This is a genomic window from Haloferax sp. Atlit-109R (genome assembly GCF_003665865.1).
In the GTDB taxonomy this organism is placed as follows: domain Archaea; phylum Halobacteriota; class Halobacteria; order Halobacteriales; family Haloferacaceae; genus Haloferax; species Haloferax volcanii.
The window spans coordinates 1,040,025-1,055,684 of record NZ_QPLO01000002.1 but is presented as its reverse complement, the minus strand read 5'-3'; the positions used below and the strand labels follow the sequence as shown (position 1 = coordinate 1,055,684).

Below are 15,660 nucleotides of genomic sequence, written 5' to 3'. Positions count from 1 at the left end.
CACCGCTCACTCGCGTTCGACCGGCGAGTCCTGGCTTCGGACGGAGAGCACCGGCACGTCGGCCAGTCGGAGCACGCGCTCGGTGACGCTCCAGCAGGTAGCGCTCGATGCCGCGGCGGCCGTGGGTGCCCATCACGATGAGATCGGCGTCGACCTCCTCGGCGTACCGGAGAATCGCCCGGTGCGGCGAGCCGTGTTCGACGGCCGTGACGACCTCGATGCCGTCGGCCTCGGCCGCCTCGACGGCCTCGGAGACGATGCGCTCGCCTTCCGCCTCGTAGGCGCGGACGAGGCCGCCGGCGTCGAGTTGGGTCGCGTGGAGGGCGCGCTCGTCGACGACGTAGAGGGCGTACAGCGTCGCGTCCGTCGCCGCCGCGAGGTCGAGCGCGCGGTCGAGCGCCTCGTCGGCGGGGGCGCTCCCGTCCACCGGGACGAGAATCCTGTCGTACATGTCGCTCGCCCGTACGACGGGCGGAAACAACAGGGCGCGCGCCGGTATCGCGGCGCGAGAATCGCGGCGGCGATGGGGGGCGGCGGGACAGTCGGCGTTGCCGGCGCGACCCGCGAGGCGGCCTACTCGTAGTCCTCGTAGGTCGGCGCGTCGCGGTCACCGGGGACGTCGTCGACGGGGACGGTCGTCTGGTCGCCGCTGGCCATGTCCTTGACCGTCACCTCGCCGTTTTCGAGGTCGCGCTCGCCGACGATGACGACCGTGTCGGCGTTGACGGAGTCGGCGTAGGACATCTGCGCGCCGAAGCTCCGGTCGGACACGTCGACCTCGACGACGTTGCCCGCCGCGCGGAGGTCGCGGGCGATGTCGGAGGCGACGCCGCGGGTGTCACCGACGGTGAGGAGGTAGTAGTCGGTCGCCAGCTCTTCGTCGGGCCAGACGCCGGCGCGCTGACAGAGCAGTTGGAGCGTCGCGCCGCCGATGCCGACGCCGACGGCGGGGGTGGGTTGGCCGCCGAACGACTCGATGAGGTCGTCGTAGCGGCCGCCGCCGAACGTCGCCCGCGACACGTCGCCCGTGGAGTCGAAGCACTCGAAGACGACGCCGGTGTAGTAGTCCAGCCCGCGGGCGGTCGAAAGCGACACCTCGCAGAACTCGCCCGCGCCGAAGTCGTCGGCGGCGGCGAGGACGTTCCGGAGGTTCTCGACCGCGGCTTCGACGTCGTCGCCGCCGAACGCCGCGATTTCGTCGAGGTCGCCGCGCTCGATGAGGTCGGCGAACTCGTCGGCCTGGTCGTACGAGAGGCCGGCGTCGGAGAGGAGGCCGAGGTACTCCGCGCGCTCGACCTTCTCGGATTTGTCGACGGCGCGGACCGCGTCGGCGACGTCCACGTCGGCGTCGAACGACCGGAGCAGGCCCCCGAGGATGTCGCGGTGGGAGACGCGGAACTCGAAGTCGTCGGCCGTGAGGCCGAGGTCGGTCAGCGCGTCGGCGCAGAAGGCCAGAATCTCGGCGTCGGCCTCCGGCTCCGAGGAGCCGAAGATGTCGGCGTTGGTCTGGTAGAACTCGCGGAAGCGACCCTGCTGGACCTGCTCGTAGCGCCAGAAGGGCCGGGTCGAGACCCACTTGATGGGCTTCGACAGCGCCTGCTGTTTGGCGACGACCATCCGGGCGACCGTCGGCGTCAGCTCCGGCGTGAGCGCCACCTCGCGGCCGCCTTTGTCCTCGAAGGCGTACAGCTCCTCGACGATTTCCTCGCCGGACTTGTCGACGTACATCTGGGTCCGTTCGAGGTGGGGCGTCCCGATTTCGCGGAAGCCGTAGCGGGCGGCGGCGGTCTCGACGGTGTCGACGACCTCGCGCCGGGCCGACATCTCGCCGGGGTAGAAGTCACGAAATCCCTTGAGTCGGTCGTACATGGGCGTTGGTTGGCGCAGGTCGCGCTTGAAACCTGTTGTTCGGGGCGACGGCGACTACCCGACGAGGGCGCGGAGCGCCGCCGCGTCGCCGAGGGCGATGAGCGAGACGCCGGCGACCGCGAGGACGGCGGCGACGAGGCGCGTGCCGAACCGCGCCTCTCGGAGGACGACCCCGCCGAGGACGACGGCGACGATGGCCTGCGTGTTGACGATTGGCGAGGCGACGCTCGCCGGCACCAGCCCGAAGGCCGTCGAGGTGACGTGTTCTCCGACGGCGACGAGCGCGCCCGCCGCGGCGAACTTCGGGAGGTCGCCGCGGACGCCCGGCCACTCCCGCACTGCGACGGGGAGGACGGCGAGGGCCGCGCCGACGAACAGCACCGGGACGAACACGCTCGTCGGGATGCCGAGTTCTTGTAGGGCGACGCGTTTGCCCACGTCGCTGACGGCGTAACAGGCCGCGCTGGCGAGCGCGAGTTGGGCGGGCCGCGACCGGACGGCGCGTCTGAGCGGGTCGAGGAACGCCCCGCCCTCGTAGTTCGCGACGTAGACGGCGACGGTGGCGACCGCGACGCCGAGGACCTGAACACCCGTCAGGAACTGGTTCAGAAACAGAATCTCGATGGGGAGGACGAACACCGGGACGAGCTTGTTGATGGGCGCGACGTAGGACACGTCGCCGGCTTCGAGGGCGTCGACAAACAGGATGAGCGCGACGCCGACGAGAGCGGCCGTACCGGCGACGATTCCGACGCCCGTCGCGCCGAGTTCGGCCAGCGAGGGGACTGCCGCGGGGTCGTACGTCACCGCCGTGACCGGGAGGTACAGGAGGACGGCGAAGGCGTTGACGACGACCGTGAGAACCGCCCCGGAGTAGCCCGGGAAGTACCGCTTCAGGGCGAAGATGTAGACGCCCCAGACGAACGCGGCGAGAACGGAGTAGGCGATGCCGGGGTCCATGCCTCACCCGGCGCGCGGCGGCGTGAAAAACGACGCGGTACGAATCGGGGGCGCGCCGGGGGAGCGGGTGTCCGGGCCGGGACGGCGTCAGAACGCGGGGCCGCCCTCAGCGCCGGCCGTGGACGTAGCTCTGGACGTGGTCCGGGAACACCTCGTCGACCGCCGCCTGCCCGTGTTCGGCGGCGATGAGGTGGCGGAGTTCGCCCTCGTAGTCGGCCTTCGGAATCTCCTCGGACGGGCCGGTCTCCACGTCGAGATGCGACTCGACGAGGCGGTCGACCGCGCCGCGGCCGAACCCCGAAAGCGGCGAGAGGTAGTCGACGCCGTGGCGGTCTTCGAGGCTCTGGGCCTGCGCCCGCGAAATCGAGGGGACGCGGTCGTCGCGGCGGGTGCCGTCGGCGACGGCGTCGAAGTCGAGGCCGCAGACCGCTTCGAGCGCGTGTTCGTGGACGTGTTGGATGCCGCCTCGGGGGTAGCCGTCTTCGACCATCCGGGCGGTCGCCGCCGCCGCGACCTCGCGGTCGAGCTCCAGCGTCTCGAAGGCGTAGCCGAGTTCGGCCGCCGCGTCGCGGGCGTGAGTCCAGTCTTCCGTGACCCCGAAGTGGGCGGTCACGAGCGTCACGTCGTAGAAGGTGTCGAGAAGCAGCGCGGCGAGCGAGGAGTCCTTGCCGCCGCTGTAGAGGAGCGCGAGTTCCACGTCTTACCGGCGGCGGATGTTGAAGCTCTTCGACTCGGGCTGCAGCTCCTTCAGGAGCGCCTTCATCTTGTCGTCGTCGATGCGGCCCTGAATGCGCCCGCTCTGGGCGAGGGCGACGATTTGGCGTTCGACCTGCTCCGCGAAGTCCGGCTTGGACATCTGCACGGCGTTGAGGCGCTGGCGGGCCTCGTCGGTCAGATGCTGTTTGAGAAGCGCCTGTTTCTGCTGTTCGGCGCGCTGTTGGGCCTCCTCGGCCTGCTGTTGCTCCGCGGAGCCCTGTCCGCCGCCGCCCCGCTGTTCTTGGAGTTCCTGCATCTTCTTCTTTCGAAGCTCCTCCAGTCGCTCATCGTCGGGACTGCCACTCATACCCTAGCGCACGGTCCGATGTCTGAAAACCATTACGGACCCGCATACAGACGGCTCTCGGGGAATCCGCCGTCGAAGAAGAACTCTCGGTGTGTGTCGGCGGCTCTACGCGTAGCGTTCGAGTTCCGGACGGTCGAGGTCGGAGAGCACGTCGGACGCGGCGTTGTCGAGGAAGCTCGTCCCCTCGGCGGTGATGCGGCGACCCTCGCCCTTGGCGGTCTCGACGAGGCCCTCCTCTTCGAGCTGCTGGAGGAGCGTGCGGATGATGTTCTTGCTGCCGGCGTCGCTGTGCGCACCGGAGACGCTGTATCGGTTGGAGCCGCGCTTGAGGCCGCCGTACTCGGTCGAGAGACGGTCGACGCCGACGGGGCCGTTCATGGCGACCTTGCGGAGCAGGCTCGCGCCGCGGACGTACCAGAAGTCGTCCTGCTGGGGCGGCAGCTCGCGGGTCTGGCCGCTCTTCGCGAAGGCCATCCAGTCGGGTTGCTCGATACGGTCCTCGAGTCGTCCGGCGACCTCCTCGATGAGGGCGTCCGCCGGGACGTCATAGATGGTTACCATGGCTATTGGTTCATAATCGCGGCGTTTAAAGGCATCGTATTCGCCCGATACGGGCGGTTGGAGGCTCCTGCGCCCCGCCCGGCGTGCGCCGGGGTGACAGCCCGTATCGCGCCGTCAGGACCGCCACCCGCGCGCGCTCTCCGTGCTCATCACGAGGCCGCCGAGGACGACGGGCACCCAGTAGATGAACCCGCGGAAGACGACGACGCCCGCGGTCGCCACGTCGAACGAGACGGCGGAGCTCGCGGCCGCGACGAGGATGGCGAGCGTCCACTCGATGCCGCCCGCGCCGCCGGGCAGCGGCGTCACGCCGGCTATCGCACCGATGGGGACGACGAACAGCGCGATGGAGAAGGCGATGGGCGCGCCGATGGCGTGGAACGCAACCCAGAGCGCGACCATCTGGCAGAACCATCCGATTCCCGACAGACCGAGTGCGACCGCCAGCCCCCGCGGGTTCCGGCCGACGCGCTCGATGGAGCGGAAAAAGCCGTTGATGCGGCGCTCGATGCCGTCGTTCGACGGCACCGACACCCGCGGGACGTACCGCGAGACGGTTCGGATGACCGGCGTCAGCGCGCCGATGAGCCGGCGTTCGAGGTCGTAGCGGCGTTTCCACGCGGTGTAGACGGCCGCCGGGACGCCGACCGCGAGGCCGACCACGGCGACGAGCGCGATTTCGAGGTTGCGGCCGAGCGTCACCTCCGTGGCGTAGTAGCCCGCGCCGATGAGCGCGATGGTAATCGAGGGGACGAAGTTGATGGTGTCGACGCTGGCGATGGCCGCCAGCCCGGTCTCGTACTCGGTGTCGGCGCTCCGGGAGATGAGCAGCGCGGTCACGGGCTCGCCGCCCGCCTGCCCGAACGGGGTGATGTTGTTCGAGAACGTCGCGCCCGTGAAGATGAGAAACGAGCGGACGAGCGAGACGTCCACGCCGAGCACGCCGAGGACGGTCTTCAGCGACGCCCCCCACGAGACGAGCCACACGAGCGTGATGGCGAGGATGGCGGCCAGGTAGGTCGGCTCGGCCATCGTCACCCGGGCGACGAGTTCGTCCACGCCCGCGAAGTAGAACAGGACGGCGAAGACGGCGATTGCCGCTGCGAAACCGAGCACCGTCGCGCGGAGGTTCTCGCGGGCCATTTGCTGGGGATGCGTCTACGACGGGCATTAAGTCACCGGATTCGACGGCCGAGTAACAGGTCCCGCGTCGCCGCCGTCGGGGACTCGCGGCCCGCGCCGCCGCTCGCTGGCGGATAGATGGACATTTCCGCTCCGCCCGACACGTCCGGATATGGACGAGCGCGCCGCCCTCAGACTGCTCGCCGCGGACCTGCCGGACGCCGGCGACGACGCCGCCGTCGTCGACGACCTCGTCGTCACGACCGATATGCTCCACGAGACGACGGACTTCCCCGCGGGGACGACCCGCTACACCGCCGGCTGGCGCGCCGTCGGCGCGTCCCTCTCGGACGTGGCCGCGATGGGCGCGAGCGCCACCTGCGCCGTCGCCGCCTACGCCGCCGTCGAACTCGACGAGACTGAACTCGGGGATTTCGTCCGGGGCGCGCGGGACGTCTGCGAGGCGGTCGACGCGTCGTACGTCGGCGGCGACCTCGACACCCATCGGGAGTTCACGACGGCGACGACGGCCATCGGCCGCACCGACGACCCGGTTCGCCGCTCGGGCGCGGAGCCGGGCGACCTGCTCTGCGTCACGGGCGAACTCGGCCGGTCGGCCGCCGCCGTCCGCCTGTTCGAGGCGGGCGAGACCGTCCGCGCGAACGACCTGTTCCGGTTCACGCCCCGCGTCGCCGCCGGCGTCGGCCTCCGCGGGTCGGCCACGTCGATGATGGACTCCAGCGACGGCCTCGCCCGCTCGGCCCACCAGCTCGCGGAGGCCGGCGACTGCGGCTTCGAACTCGACTTCGACGCGCTCCCCGTCCACGACGCGGTCGAGGAGGTCGCGGCCGACGCCGACGACAGACGCGACCTCGCGGCGTTCTTCGGCGAGGACTTCGAACTCGTCTTTACGCTCCCCCAAGCCGCGCTCGACGCCGCCCGCGACGCGACCGACGTGCCGCTCACGGTGGTCGGAAAAGCCGTCGAAGAATCCGCAGACGCGGCCGTCGTCGCCGACGGCGAGGCCGTACCGGACCGCGGTTACACCCACGGCGGCGGTGAGTAGAATCCTGTTTTCGCGGCGGTGTCGAGTCCGCCCGCGCCTCACCCCGGAATGACCTGAATCGGCACGAGGAGGAAACACGCCGCGCCGAGGGCGAACGTAACGAGGCCCACGGCCATCCGCGCAGGGCCGAGCGGCGTCTCGTCTATCGGCTTCGCCGGGCCGTTGTAGGCGATGAACGTCGACATCAGCCCCCAGAAGAACCACAGGCCGACGGACTGGTTGAGACCGAGCCCCCGGATGTAGTGGAGATACCCCGCGATACTGAACAGGACGAGCGGGACGGCCGCCGCGAGCGATTCTTGGCGCTCCCCGAGCATCGCCCGGACCATGTGGCCGCCGTCGAGTTGGCCGACCGGGAGCAGATTGAGGACGGTGAAGAACATCCCGACCCAGCCGCCGATGACGACGGGGTGGACGACGGTCCGGGGGTCGGCGTACTCTGTCGGGCGACCGAGCACGGTCGCGATGGCGTCGAGGAGCGGCGGATTGTTGAAGACGATGGTGTCGGCCGACCCGGCGAGGACCCGACTCGGGACGGTCATCGGTTCGAGCGAGAGGCCGATGACGGTGACGACGACAGTCGCACAGAGCCCGGCGAGCGGGCCGGCGACGCCGATGTCGAACAGCGTCTTCCGGTCGGGCATCTGCCCGCGCATGCGGATGATAGCGCCGAGCGTTCCGAACGGGAAGATAAACGGGATGAGGTAGGGCAGCGAGACGTTGACGCCGTGGTATCGCCCGACCGCGTAGTGGCCGAGTTCGTGGACCGACAGGACGCCGAGGACGGCGGCGGTGAAGGGCCACGCCCGAAGCATCACGAGCGGGTTCGCGACGATGTCCGACAGGGGGATGTAGTACCACGCGTGCGCGCCGACGAACAGCGTCGAGAGAATCGTCAGCGCGAACAGCGTGATGTTCTTCCACGGGATTTCCTCGACGCCTTGCGAGGCCGGTTCGACGATGACCACGTCGGTCTCTCCGAGCCCGGACACCTGCGCTTCCACGTCGTAGCCGGCTCCCCGGAACGCCGACCAGATTTCGCGGACGAGCATCTGCTCGGGGACGAGCGACTCGCCGTAGTAGATACGTCGGCGACCGTCTGACCGCACCTCGTGAACGTCGAAGACGGCGCGAAGTGCCTCCACCGGCGGTCCGTCCGCCGATTCGGACTGTTCCATCGGCGTGCAGTAGGCGGGCGACGTGCATAAATCCCGTGACGGAGACCTGACCCGACCGGGCGACGACGGCGCGAGAGGGCTGTCGCTCCGGCCGTGTGGTGTGCGTCGAAGCGGAACGCGAAAGTGAAAATGCGGGGTTGGTTCGCGGGTCGGGTTGGTTCGCGGGTCGGGTTGGTTCGCGGGTCGGGCGGTCGTCGACGGGTGCGTGCGGGGGGAGGGCGTTCCGGGGTCGCGTCGTGAGTTCGGGTCGCTGCGCCCTGGGGGGGGGGGGCGTCAATTCGCCGGGGTCACGAATCGCGAGGGCTGTTGAGTCGCGTCTCGGTTCGGTTTCCGAGCGCGCTTGGCGGGGCTGTCACGGGGCCATTAGGGGCTATCAGTGGCTGTCGCGGGGTCGGGTTCTTTCGTCCGGGGACCGGGCGGTGCGCGCCGTCCTGGCGCTGGCGTCGGTCGGGGCGGGCAGTGCGTGCTCTCAGGCGGTCTCGACGCGCCACGTGGTCGCGCTCGTGTACGACCACTTCTCGATGGTCAGGTCCGTCGCGGAGTCGCGGAGCTTGACCATCAGGGCGCCGATTTCCTTGGGAGACAGGCCGACGTCGTCGGCGATGAATTTGCTCTTGAAGTACATCTCGCCGTCTTTCGCACGGTCGAGCAGGTACTGCTTGAGGCGGTCTTCCTTGGAGCTATCGTCGGTGGAGGGGGGTACTGTTGCGCTCATCTGGTACACCTCACTTCCACCTATCGCCCCATTACCTGTTATAAAGGAAGGTCCGTTAGAATTAGTTCGGCCGCTTTCAGCCTGAATCGTTGCAAACGGTACATTTTAGGAATCTTTGAAATCGGCTTAGATTTTTTAGAACCGGTTCTAAGAGATTCTTTCAGAGAATATCGTCAGACTTCATATGGGTAAATACTCCCGTTTTTCGCCCGTCTGACGCCGCATTTTGCGGCAACAACACCCGCAATATCGCTCGATTTTCGCCCCGTCGGGACTATCCGCATCTCCTGAGTTATCCGCGCCGTCTCAGCGGTCGTGGACCCAGAACTCCTCGTCGGTGGTCGTCTCCTTCTTGAAAATCGGCACCTCGTCTTTCAGGCGGTCGATGCCGTCTTCGACCGTCCGGAACGCCTCTCGGCGGTGCCCCGCGAGGACGACGACGAACACGATGTCCGCGCCGTCTTCGACGACGCCCACCCGGTGGTGCATGAGGACGCGGAGGACGCCGTCGCGCGCCTCCAGTTCCTCGGAAATCGCGTCCATCTTCGACTCCGCGACGCCGTCGTACTTCTCGAATTCGAGGCTCAGCGTCGGGTCGTCGTCCTCCGACTCCTTCGCGCGCACCCGCCCGGTGAACGTCGCAATCGCGCCGGCGTACACTTCCAGCGGGTCGGCCTTCGCGCGCTCGACCAGCGTTTCGAGCGTGACGTGCGGCTCGTGAGAGTCGATTTCGGCGGCGAGAGACGCCACGTCCGCGGCGTCGGCCGTTTCGGCCTCCGCGACGACGTTCGCCGCGTCGGCACCCGCGAGCGCGACCGTCGGGACGCGCGCGTCGGGGAACCCCGAGAGGAGCGCGTAGTCGTACTCGGCCGAGAGGTCGTCGAGGAGTCCATCGAGGTCGCGGTCGTCGCCGGACCCGACCCAGTTACCGTCCGGCGAGAGCCCGTAAGCTGCGGCGACGCCGTCTGTCGACTCCGGTTCGGTCGCGCTCTCGGGGAGCGATTCCACGGTGGCGACGCGGCCGTCCAACTGCGCGGCGAGTCGGTCGCAGAGCGTTGTCGCGCCCGCGCCGACGATTCCGAGGACGTGCATACCCGAAGGACGGCCCGCGCCGGTTTAAGATTGCTCCGTGCCGGCCTCGTCGGCCTCTGGCGTCGGCTCCGATTCCCGCGCCTCGGCGCGCGGGCGGGTCCGGTAGAGGTGGACGGCGACGGCCGCGCCGACGAGTCCGAGGAGCGTCGCCAGCCACGGGGCCGCCGCGCCGACGGGCGTGTCGGCCGTCGCGGGCAGCGTGTCGAACTGCCAGAGCGCCCAGCCGACCGAAAAACAGGCCGCCAGCGCCCAGTTGAAGACGGTTCGGCGGTCGACCTCGTCGCGGCGGTGGCGGACGAGCATCGCGCCGAGCGCGAGCACCCAGCCGACGACGATGAGCGTAACCGTCTCCACGGTGACGAGTCGCATACCGGTAGTCGCCGCGAGAGTGGTTTAAAGCCCCCGACACGGGCGTCTCGCAGTTGATAACCCTTAAGATGCGGTCACGGATACCCGTGTGCAATGAGAGTCGTCATCTCCATCGGCGGAAGCGTGCTCGCGCCGGACCTCGACGCTCGACGCGTGGAGGGTCACGCCTCCGTCGTCGAAACGCTCGCGCGGGACGGGTGCGAAATCGGTGCGGTCGTCGGCGGCGGCGGCGTCGCCCGCGACTACATCGGCGCTGCCCGTGACCTCGGCGCGAACGAGGTCCAACTCGACCAAATCGGCATCGACGTGACCAGAATCAACGCCCGCCTGCTCATCGCGGCGCTCGGCTCGCAGGTCGACCCCAAGGTCGCCCACGACTACGAGGACGCCGGCGACGCCATCCGGCGCGGCGACATCTCGGTGATGGGCGGCGTCATGCCCGGCCAGACCACCGACGCCGTCGCGGCCGCGCTCGCAGAATACGTCGACGCCGACCTGCTCGTCTACGCGACCAGCGTCGACGGCGTCTTCAGCGCCGACCCGAACAGCGACCCCGACGCGACGAAGTTCGAGGAGATGACCGCCGCGGAACTCGTCGACGTCATCGGCGACATCGAGATGAACGCCGGGTCGTCAGCCCCGGTCGACCTCCTCGCCGCGAAGCTCATCGAGCGCGCGAAGATGCGCACCATCGTCCTCGACGGCACGGACCCCGACCGCATCACGCCCGCCGTCCTCCGCGGCGAGCACACGGGAACCGACATCATCCCCGAGGGCGGCGACGAACCCACCTACTGGGCTCCCTGAGATGACGACCGACGACCCCTCCCGCGGCGACGCCTCCGCCGCGGACGCGACCGACGGCGATGCCGACGCCACCCACCACGGCTTCTGGGCCGACGAGGTCGCCGACGAAATCGAGGCACGCGACCCCGACGAACCGGTCGTCGTCAAGGGCGGCGTCTCCCCCTCGGGCGTGGCTCACCTCGGCAACTTCAACGAGATTATGCGCGGCTACTTCGTCGCCGAGGTGCTCCGCGAGCGCGGCCACGAGGTCCGGCAGGTGTTCACCAGCGACGACAAAGACCCCCTCCGGAAGCTCCCGCGAAAGCTCGCGGACGCCGACGGCAACATCGTCGGGCTCGGCGAGGTCGACGCCGGCGCGCTCGGCCGCAACCTCGGCAAGCCGTACACGTCGATTCCGGACCCGTTCGGCGAGGCCGAGTCGTACGCGGCGCACTTCGCGGCGCTCCTGAAGGCCGACGCCGACCGCCTCGGCGTCCCGGTGGAGATGATTTCCAACACCGAACTGTACGAGAGCGGCGACTTCGACCCCGTGGTCGAACACGTCCTCGACCACGCCGACACCGCCCGCGAGGTGCTGGGCGAGTACCAGTCGAAGGTCGACGAGGACTACGTTCCCTTCAACCCCGTCTGCGCCGAGTGCGGTAAAATCACGGAGACGGTCACGGACATCGACCTCGACGCGGGAACCGTCGACTACGTCTGTACCGACATGACCGTCGGCGACAACACCATCGACGGCTGCGGCCACGAGGGGACCGCGACGTTCCGCGAGGGCAAACTGCCGTGGCGCTTCGAGTGGCCCGGCCAGTGGCAGGTCCTCGGCGTCGACTTCGAGCCGTTCGGCAAGGACCACGCCGAGGGCTCGTGGCCCTCCGGCAAGGACATCGCCGAGAACGTCCTCGGAATCGAGCCGCCGGTGCCGATGGTGTACGAGTGGTTCACGCTCAACGGCGAGGCGCTGTCGTCGTCCGCCGGCAACATCGTCACCGTCGCGGAGATGCTCGACCTGCTCGAACCCGAGGTGCTCCGGTACTTCTTCGCGCTCAACCCGCGGAAGGCCCGCGACCTCGACCTCACGCGACTCGACCAGCTCGTGGACGACTTCGACCGCTTCGAGCGCGCCTACTTCGGCGAGGTCGACGACGAGAGCCTGACCCGCTTCGCCGAGCGCGCTTACCCGTTCGTCGTCGACGAGGTCCGCGAGGACCGGGTTCGACTCCCGTACACGTTCGCGGCCGTCCTCGGCATGACCGACGACGAGGACCTCCGCGTCAAGATGGCCCGCAACGAGGGCTTCTTCGACGAGGACACTCCCGACGAGGTGGTCGAGGAGGCGCTCGACCGGGTCGAACGCGCCCGCCGCTGGGCCGAGAAGATGGACAACCAGTACAACTACCGCTTGCAGGTCGACCTCCCCGAATTCGACTTCGAGCCCGCGGTCGAGGCCGCGCTTGACGACCTCGCGGAGTTTGTCGCCGAGGGCCACGACGGCGAGACGATTCAGGGCGAAATCTACGAGACTGCGCGCCGCCACGACATCGAGATGGGCGACTTCTTCGCCGCCGGCTACCGGCTGTTCTTCGACGCCGAACAGGGGCCGCGACTCGGCGAGTTCCTCGGCGAGCTAGAGCGCGACTTCGTCGTCACGCGACTCCGCCGCGAGGACTGACTCCTCGCTCTCGCCCTCAATTTCGCTTCCCTCGCGTTCGCACGGAGTCCGTCAGTTCTCCTCGATGGCGTCTATCACGACCGCGCCGACGACGGCGAGTCGCGGGTCGATACGCTCGCGGTCCACGTCGACGGTGTACTTGTCCCGGAGCGAGAACTGCCCGTCTACCGCGCCGACTTCCTCGCCGGCCGCGTCCTCGATGCGGTACGAGAAGGGAATGAGCGTCGTGACGAGCCGTCTGGCGACCGCCATCGGAACGCTGTCCTCGACGATTCGCCCCGCGACCGAGCCGTCGGGGCCGAGCAGTTGGTAGGTGTGTTTGGCGAACGAGAACGCGCCGCGTTTGACCGCGCCGACGCGTTCGTCGGTCCGGCTGTCGACGATGTCGTAGGCCGCCGACACGTCGAGGACGCTGTCGGCCTTGACGCGGAAGCGCTCCTCGCCGGTGTCGTGGTCGTTCAGCCGGAAGTCCTCTTTCAGTTTGAACTTCTTTTGCTTCGCCGAGAGGACGGGGTCGTCGCCCTCGTAGACGACGTACTTGTTGCTGATGGACACCTTCTGTCGGACCTCGTAGCGGGAACTGTCGAACACGGTTTCCGTTCGTCGCCGGGGTGGCTAAAACCCTTCTGGGGGACGACTTATGTCCCCGACGCGCGTACGGTGAGACGGGCTCGTTCCCCGCGAACGACGCCTACCGCGGCCTCGCCGCATCACAGTTCACATGTCTCTCATCGACTTCATCCGGTCCGTGGAGGAATCGCAAGACGAATTCGACGTCGAACTGGAGGAGTTCGACGCCGACTCGGAACAGGAAGCCGTCGACGACGACACCTCGGGCGGCCGCTCGTGGGGTCGGCTGCTCCTCGTCGCGTTGCTCCTCGTGGGCGTCGCCTACGCCGTCTCGCGGCTTCGCTCGTCGTCCGGCGACTCCTTTACCGACATCGCGCTCGCCGACGACCCCGCCGAGGGCGACTCGGCGGCCGACGAGGAGACCGGCGCAGGCGACGACGCGACCGACGACGAGGACGCCACGGTCACCGTCGAACACGACCCCGAGGCGGAAACGGACGACGCCGCGGCCGACGACGAGGCGGCCGAGGCGGACGAGACGGGCGACGCGAGCGACGAGGAGACCGACGCGGACGACGACGGCGCGGTCGAAGTCGAAATCGAGTCGCCCGGCGACGACGGCGACGACGAGGAGTAACGCGACGCGCTCGTTGCGGGTTGGGTTCGGTTGCGGTCGTCATTCGCGGCCGCCAACGCCCGCCCTCGGTCTCGAAGGCGGGACCGTGACCCGAACGGTGGGACCGTAACCCGAACGCCTTTTGGCGCGCGCCGCTTCCCTTCGGGCGATGAACACGCTGCTTTGGGTTCTCGCCGGCTTCATCGCCTACTCTCTCCTCGCGGCGCTGTTGCGTGCTCGCGGTATCCTCCCCGAGTACGTCCGCGTCCAGGGTCCCCTCACGACGGTCCACACCCGTCGCGGCCGCGAACTCCTCGACAGAATCGCCGCCCCCAAGCGGTTCTGGCGGGCGTGGAGCAACGTCGGCCTCGGTATCGCCCTCGTCATCATGGTCGGGACGTTCGTCCTCCTCGTCTTTCAGGCGGTCGTCATCCTCCAGAATCCGCCCGCCCCGACGCAGGTGAACCAGCCGCAGAACTTCCTCGTCATCCCCGGCGTCAACGACTTCCTCCCGCTTTCGGTCGCGCCCGAAATCCTCTTCGGCCTCCTCGTCGGTCTCGTCGTCCACGAGGGCGGCCACGGCGTCCTCAGCCGCGTCGAGGGCATCGACGTGGAGTCGATGGGCGTCGTCCTCCTGACGATACTCCCCGTGGGGGCGTTCGTCGAACCCTCCGAGGAGAGCCAGCGCCGCGCCGACCGCGGCGGCAAGTCGCGGATGTTCGCCGCCGGCGTGACGAACAACTTCGCCGTCACGCTCGTCGCGTTCGCCCTGCTTTTCGGCCCGGTCATCGGCTCTATCTCGGTCGCGCCGGGCGTCGCCGTCTCCGGCGCGTACGCCGGCTCACCGGCCGACGCGGCGGGTATCTCGGGCGGCGACCGCGTGACCGCCGTCGAGGGCACGCCGGTCAACACGACGCGGGAACTCGACGCCGCGCTCCTCGCGACCGACGCGGGGACGGTGTCGGTCGAACTCGACGGCGAGCGGACCGTCTCGGTCACGCGCGAACTCGTCGTCGCCGGCTCCGTCGCCGGCAACCCCGCGAACCTGACCGTCGAGTCCGGCTCCGACCCGATTCGCGTGACCGCGGTCAACGGGACCGCCGTCTCGACGCGCGCCGACTTCGAGTCGGCCGTCGGCGACTCGCGGTTCGCCCGCCTCGACACCTCCGCCGGCGAGCGCACCATCCCGGTCGGCGCATACATCACGAACGTCGCCGAGAACGGCCCGCTGTACAACGCCACGGGGACGACCCAACCCCTCATCGTCTCGTCGTTCAACGGCGAGCGCATCACCTCGTCGACGGAGTTGCAGGCGGCGCTCGACCGGACGGACCCCGACCAGACCGTCGCCGTCGAACTGTACCGAAACGGCGGCTTCGAGACGGTTCAGGTCACGCTCGGCGTGAACGAGCAGGACGGCAACGGCTTCCTCGGCGTCAACATCTTCCAAGGGACGAGCGGCCTGCTCCTGACGGACTTCGGCACGCAGGAGTACCCCGCGGGGACGTACCTCTCGCTTCTCGGCGGTGACGGCGGCGACGGCGGCCTCGCGACCGCTTTCGAAGGCTCGCCCCTCCAACTCGTCTACGTGTCGCTGCTCTTGCCCCTCGCGTCGGTCGTCCTCGGGATTCCGAACTTCCCCGGCTTCACCGGGCAGGTCGTCAACTTCTATCAGGTCGGCGGCCCGCTCGGCTTCCTCGGCGGCGGCGTCTTCATCGTCGCCAACGTCCTGTTCTGGACGGCGTGGATTAACCTCCAACTGGGGCTTTTCAACTGCATCCCCGGCTACCCGCTCGACGGCGGTCGCATCCTGCGGACCTCGGCCGAGGCCGTCGTCTCGCGGCTCCCGGTCGACGACCCCCACACCGTCGTCCGCACCATCACGACCTCCATCGGCCTCACGATGCTCGCGTCGCTCGTGCTCATGATATTCGGGCCGACGCTCCTCGGCTGACCGGCCTGTCGGTCGCCCCGGTCGTCTCGGTCGACGCCGTCCCGCTTTC

Annotated in this window: 16 protein-coding genes and 1 pseudogene; 5 read left to right on the top strand and 12 right to left on the bottom strand. The window is 68.9% G+C overall.

The window, feature by feature from the left end:
- Nucleotides 1-6: 6 nt before the first annotated feature.
- From DVK03_RS13930 to DVK03_RS13900, 7 genes and pseudogenes are all read right to left on the bottom strand, one after another.
- Nucleotides 7-451, bottom strand: a pseudogene (locus DVK03_RS13930) (universal stress protein).
- Nucleotides 452-573: 122 nt separating this feature from the next.
- A complete protein-coding gene (gene hisS, locus DVK03_RS13925) occupies nt 574-1,869 on the bottom strand; it encodes a histidine--tRNA ligase (RefSeq protein ID WP_115803273.1) in 1,296 nt (431 codons plus the stop codon).
- 54 nt (nt 1,870-1,923) lie between these two features.
- On the bottom strand, nt 1,924-2,829 hold the full coding sequence (locus tag DVK03_RS13920) for an EamA family transporter (RefSeq protein ID WP_004063032.1): 906 nt from the start codon (nt 2,827-2,829) through the stop codon (nt 1,924-1,926).
- A 106-nt stretch (nt 2,830-2,935) separates the two neighbouring features.
- Nucleotides 2,936-3,526, bottom strand: coding sequence for a hypothetical protein (locus DVK03_RS13915; protein ID WP_004063031.1), 591 nt, complete (start codon nt 3,524-3,526; stop codon nt 2,936-2,938).
- A gap of 3 nt (nt 3,527-3,529) precedes the next feature.
- The gene (locus tag DVK03_RS13910) at nt 3,530-3,892 is read right to left on the bottom strand and encodes a DNA-binding protein (RefSeq protein WP_004041739.1); all 363 of its coding nucleotides are present in this window, start codon (nt 3,890-3,892) and stop codon (nt 3,530-3,532) included.
- Nucleotides 3,893-3,997: 105 nt separating this feature from the next.
- Entirely contained in the window at nt 3,998-4,453 is a 456-nt protein-coding gene (locus DVK03_RS13905) for a 30S ribosomal protein S19e (RefSeq protein WP_004041740.1), read from the bottom strand.
- A 114-nt stretch (nt 4,454-4,567) separates the two neighbouring features.
- Nucleotides 4,568-5,596, bottom strand: a complete 1,029-nt coding sequence (locus DVK03_RS13900; RefSeq protein WP_115803272.1) for a lysylphosphatidylglycerol synthase transmembrane domain-containing protein — start codon at nt 5,594-5,596, stop codon at nt 4,568-4,570.
- A 151-nt stretch (nt 5,597-5,747) separates the two neighbouring features.
- Between DVK03_RS13900 and thiL the strand changes: the two genes are divergently transcribed.
- Nucleotides 5,748-6,641 carry a thiamine-phosphate kinase gene (thiL, locus tag DVK03_RS13895; protein WP_006601101.1) on the top strand — a complete coding sequence of 298 codons (894 nt, stop codon included), beginning with the start codon at nt 5,748-5,750 and terminating at the stop codon, nt 6,639-6,641.
- Nucleotides 6,642-6,679: 38 nt separating this feature from the next.
- Here the strand turns inward: thiL and DVK03_RS13890 are convergent, their stop codons facing one another.
- From DVK03_RS13890 to DVK03_RS13875, 4 genes are all read right to left on the bottom strand, one after another.
- Complete coding sequence (locus DVK03_RS13890; protein ID WP_006601102.1) at nt 6,680-7,819, bottom strand: site-2 protease family protein; 1,140 nt, start codon at nt 7,817-7,819, stop codon at nt 6,680-6,682.
- Nucleotides 7,820-8,288: 469 nt separating this feature from the next.
- Nucleotides 8,289-8,534 carry a hypothetical protein gene (locus tag DVK03_RS13885; protein WP_008574797.1) on the bottom strand — a complete coding sequence of 82 codons (246 nt, stop codon included), beginning with the start codon at nt 8,532-8,534 and terminating at the stop codon, nt 8,289-8,291.
- A gap of 306 nt (nt 8,535-8,840) precedes the next feature.
- Nucleotides 8,841-9,626 carry a molybdopterin synthase gene (locus DVK03_RS13880; RefSeq protein WP_115803271.1) on the bottom strand — a complete coding sequence of 262 codons (786 nt, stop codon included), beginning with the start codon at nt 9,624-9,626 and terminating at the stop codon, nt 8,841-8,843.
- Nucleotides 9,627-9,650: 24 nt separating this feature from the next.
- On the bottom strand, nt 9,651-9,995 hold the full coding sequence (locus DVK03_RS13875) for a hypothetical protein (RefSeq protein WP_004063024.1): 345 nt from the start codon (nt 9,993-9,995) through the stop codon (nt 9,651-9,653).
- Between the two features lie 93 nt (nt 9,996-10,088).
- Here DVK03_RS13875 and pyrH point away from each other — a divergent pair, with 93 nt between their 5' ends.
- Both pyrH and lysS read left to right on the top strand, forming a co-directional pair.
- The gene (gene pyrH / locus DVK03_RS13870) at nt 10,089-10,802 is read left to right on the top strand and encodes a UMP kinase (RefSeq protein ID WP_004041748.1); all 714 of its coding nucleotides are present in this window, start codon (nt 10,089-10,091) and stop codon (nt 10,800-10,802) included.
- A 1-nt stretch (nt 10,803) separates the two neighbouring features.
- The gene (gene lysS / locus DVK03_RS13865; protein ID WP_115803270.1) at nt 10,804-12,471 is read left to right on the top strand and encodes a lysine--tRNA ligase; all 1,668 of its coding nucleotides are present in this window, start codon (nt 10,804-10,806) and stop codon (nt 12,469-12,471) included.
- Nucleotides 12,472-12,522: 51 nt separating this feature from the next.
- Here lysS and DVK03_RS13860 read toward each other — a convergent pair whose 3' ends face one another.
- Nucleotides 12,523-13,062: a hypothetical protein gene (locus DVK03_RS13860; protein ID WP_008574805.1), complete on the bottom strand. Its 540-nt coding sequence runs from the start codon at nt 13,060-13,062 to the stop codon at nt 12,523-12,525.
- A gap of 130 nt (nt 13,063-13,192) precedes the next feature.
- Between DVK03_RS13860 and DVK03_RS13855 the strand changes: the two genes are divergently transcribed.
- Together DVK03_RS13855 and DVK03_RS13850 are read left to right on the top strand one after the other, a co-directional pair.
- A complete protein-coding gene (locus DVK03_RS13855) occupies nt 13,193-13,678 on the top strand; it encodes a hypothetical protein (protein ID WP_115803269.1) in 486 nt (161 codons plus the stop codon).
- A gap of 148 nt (nt 13,679-13,826) precedes the next feature.
- A complete protein-coding gene (locus DVK03_RS13850) occupies nt 13,827-15,611 on the top strand; it encodes a site-2 protease family protein (protein WP_006601107.1) in 1,785 nt (594 codons plus the stop codon).
- Nucleotides 15,612-15,660: the final 49 nt, after the last annotated feature.

Coding starts and splice junctions, on each gene's coding strand:
- hisS (WP_115803273.1), bottom strand. CDS start 1,869: ATGTACGACCGACTCAAGGGATTTCGTGACTTCTACCCCGGCGAGATG.
- DVK03_RS13920 (WP_004063032.1), bottom strand. CDS start 2,829: ATGGACCCCGGCATCGCCTACTCCGTTCTCGCCGCGTTCGTCTGGGGC.
- DVK03_RS13910 (WP_004041739.1), bottom strand. CDS start 3,892: ATGAGTGGCAGTCCCGACGATGAGCGACTGGAGGAGCTTCGAAAGAAG.
- DVK03_RS13905 (WP_004041740.1), bottom strand. CDS start 4,453: ATGGTAACCATCTATGACGTCCCGGCGGACGCCCTCATCGAGGAGGTC.
- DVK03_RS13900 (WP_115803272.1), bottom strand. CDS start 5,596: ATGGCCCGCGAGAACCTCCGCGCGACGGTGCTCGGTTTCGCAGCGGCA.
- thiL (WP_006601101.1), top strand. CDS start 5,748: ATGGACGAGCGCGCCGCCCTCAGACTGCTCGCCGCGGACCTGCCGGAC.
- DVK03_RS13890 (WP_006601102.1), bottom strand. CDS start 7,819: ATGGAACAGTCCGAATCGGCGGACGGACCGCCGGTGGAGGCACTTCGC.
- DVK03_RS13885 (WP_008574797.1), bottom strand. CDS start 8,534: ATGAGCGCAACAGTACCCCCCTCCACCGACGATAGCTCCAAGGAAGAC.
- DVK03_RS13880 (WP_115803271.1), bottom strand. CDS start 9,626: ATGCACGTCCTCGGAATCGTCGGCGCGGGCGCGACAACGCTCTGCGAC.
- DVK03_RS13875 (WP_004063024.1), bottom strand. CDS start 9,995: ATGCGACTCGTCACCGTGGAGACGGTTACGCTCATCGTCGTCGGCTGG.
- pyrH (WP_004041748.1), top strand. CDS start 10,089: ATGAGAGTCGTCATCTCCATCGGCGGAAGCGTGCTCGCGCCGGACCTC.
- lysS (WP_115803270.1), top strand. CDS start 10,804: ATGACGACCGACGACCCCTCCCGCGGCGACGCCTCCGCCGCGGACGCG.
- DVK03_RS13855 (WP_115803269.1), top strand. CDS start 13,193: ATGTCTCTCATCGACTTCATCCGGTCCGTGGAGGAATCGCAAGACGAA.
- DVK03_RS13850 (WP_006601107.1), top strand. CDS start 13,827: ATGAACACGCTGCTTTGGGTTCTCGCCGGCTTCATCGCCTACTCTCTC.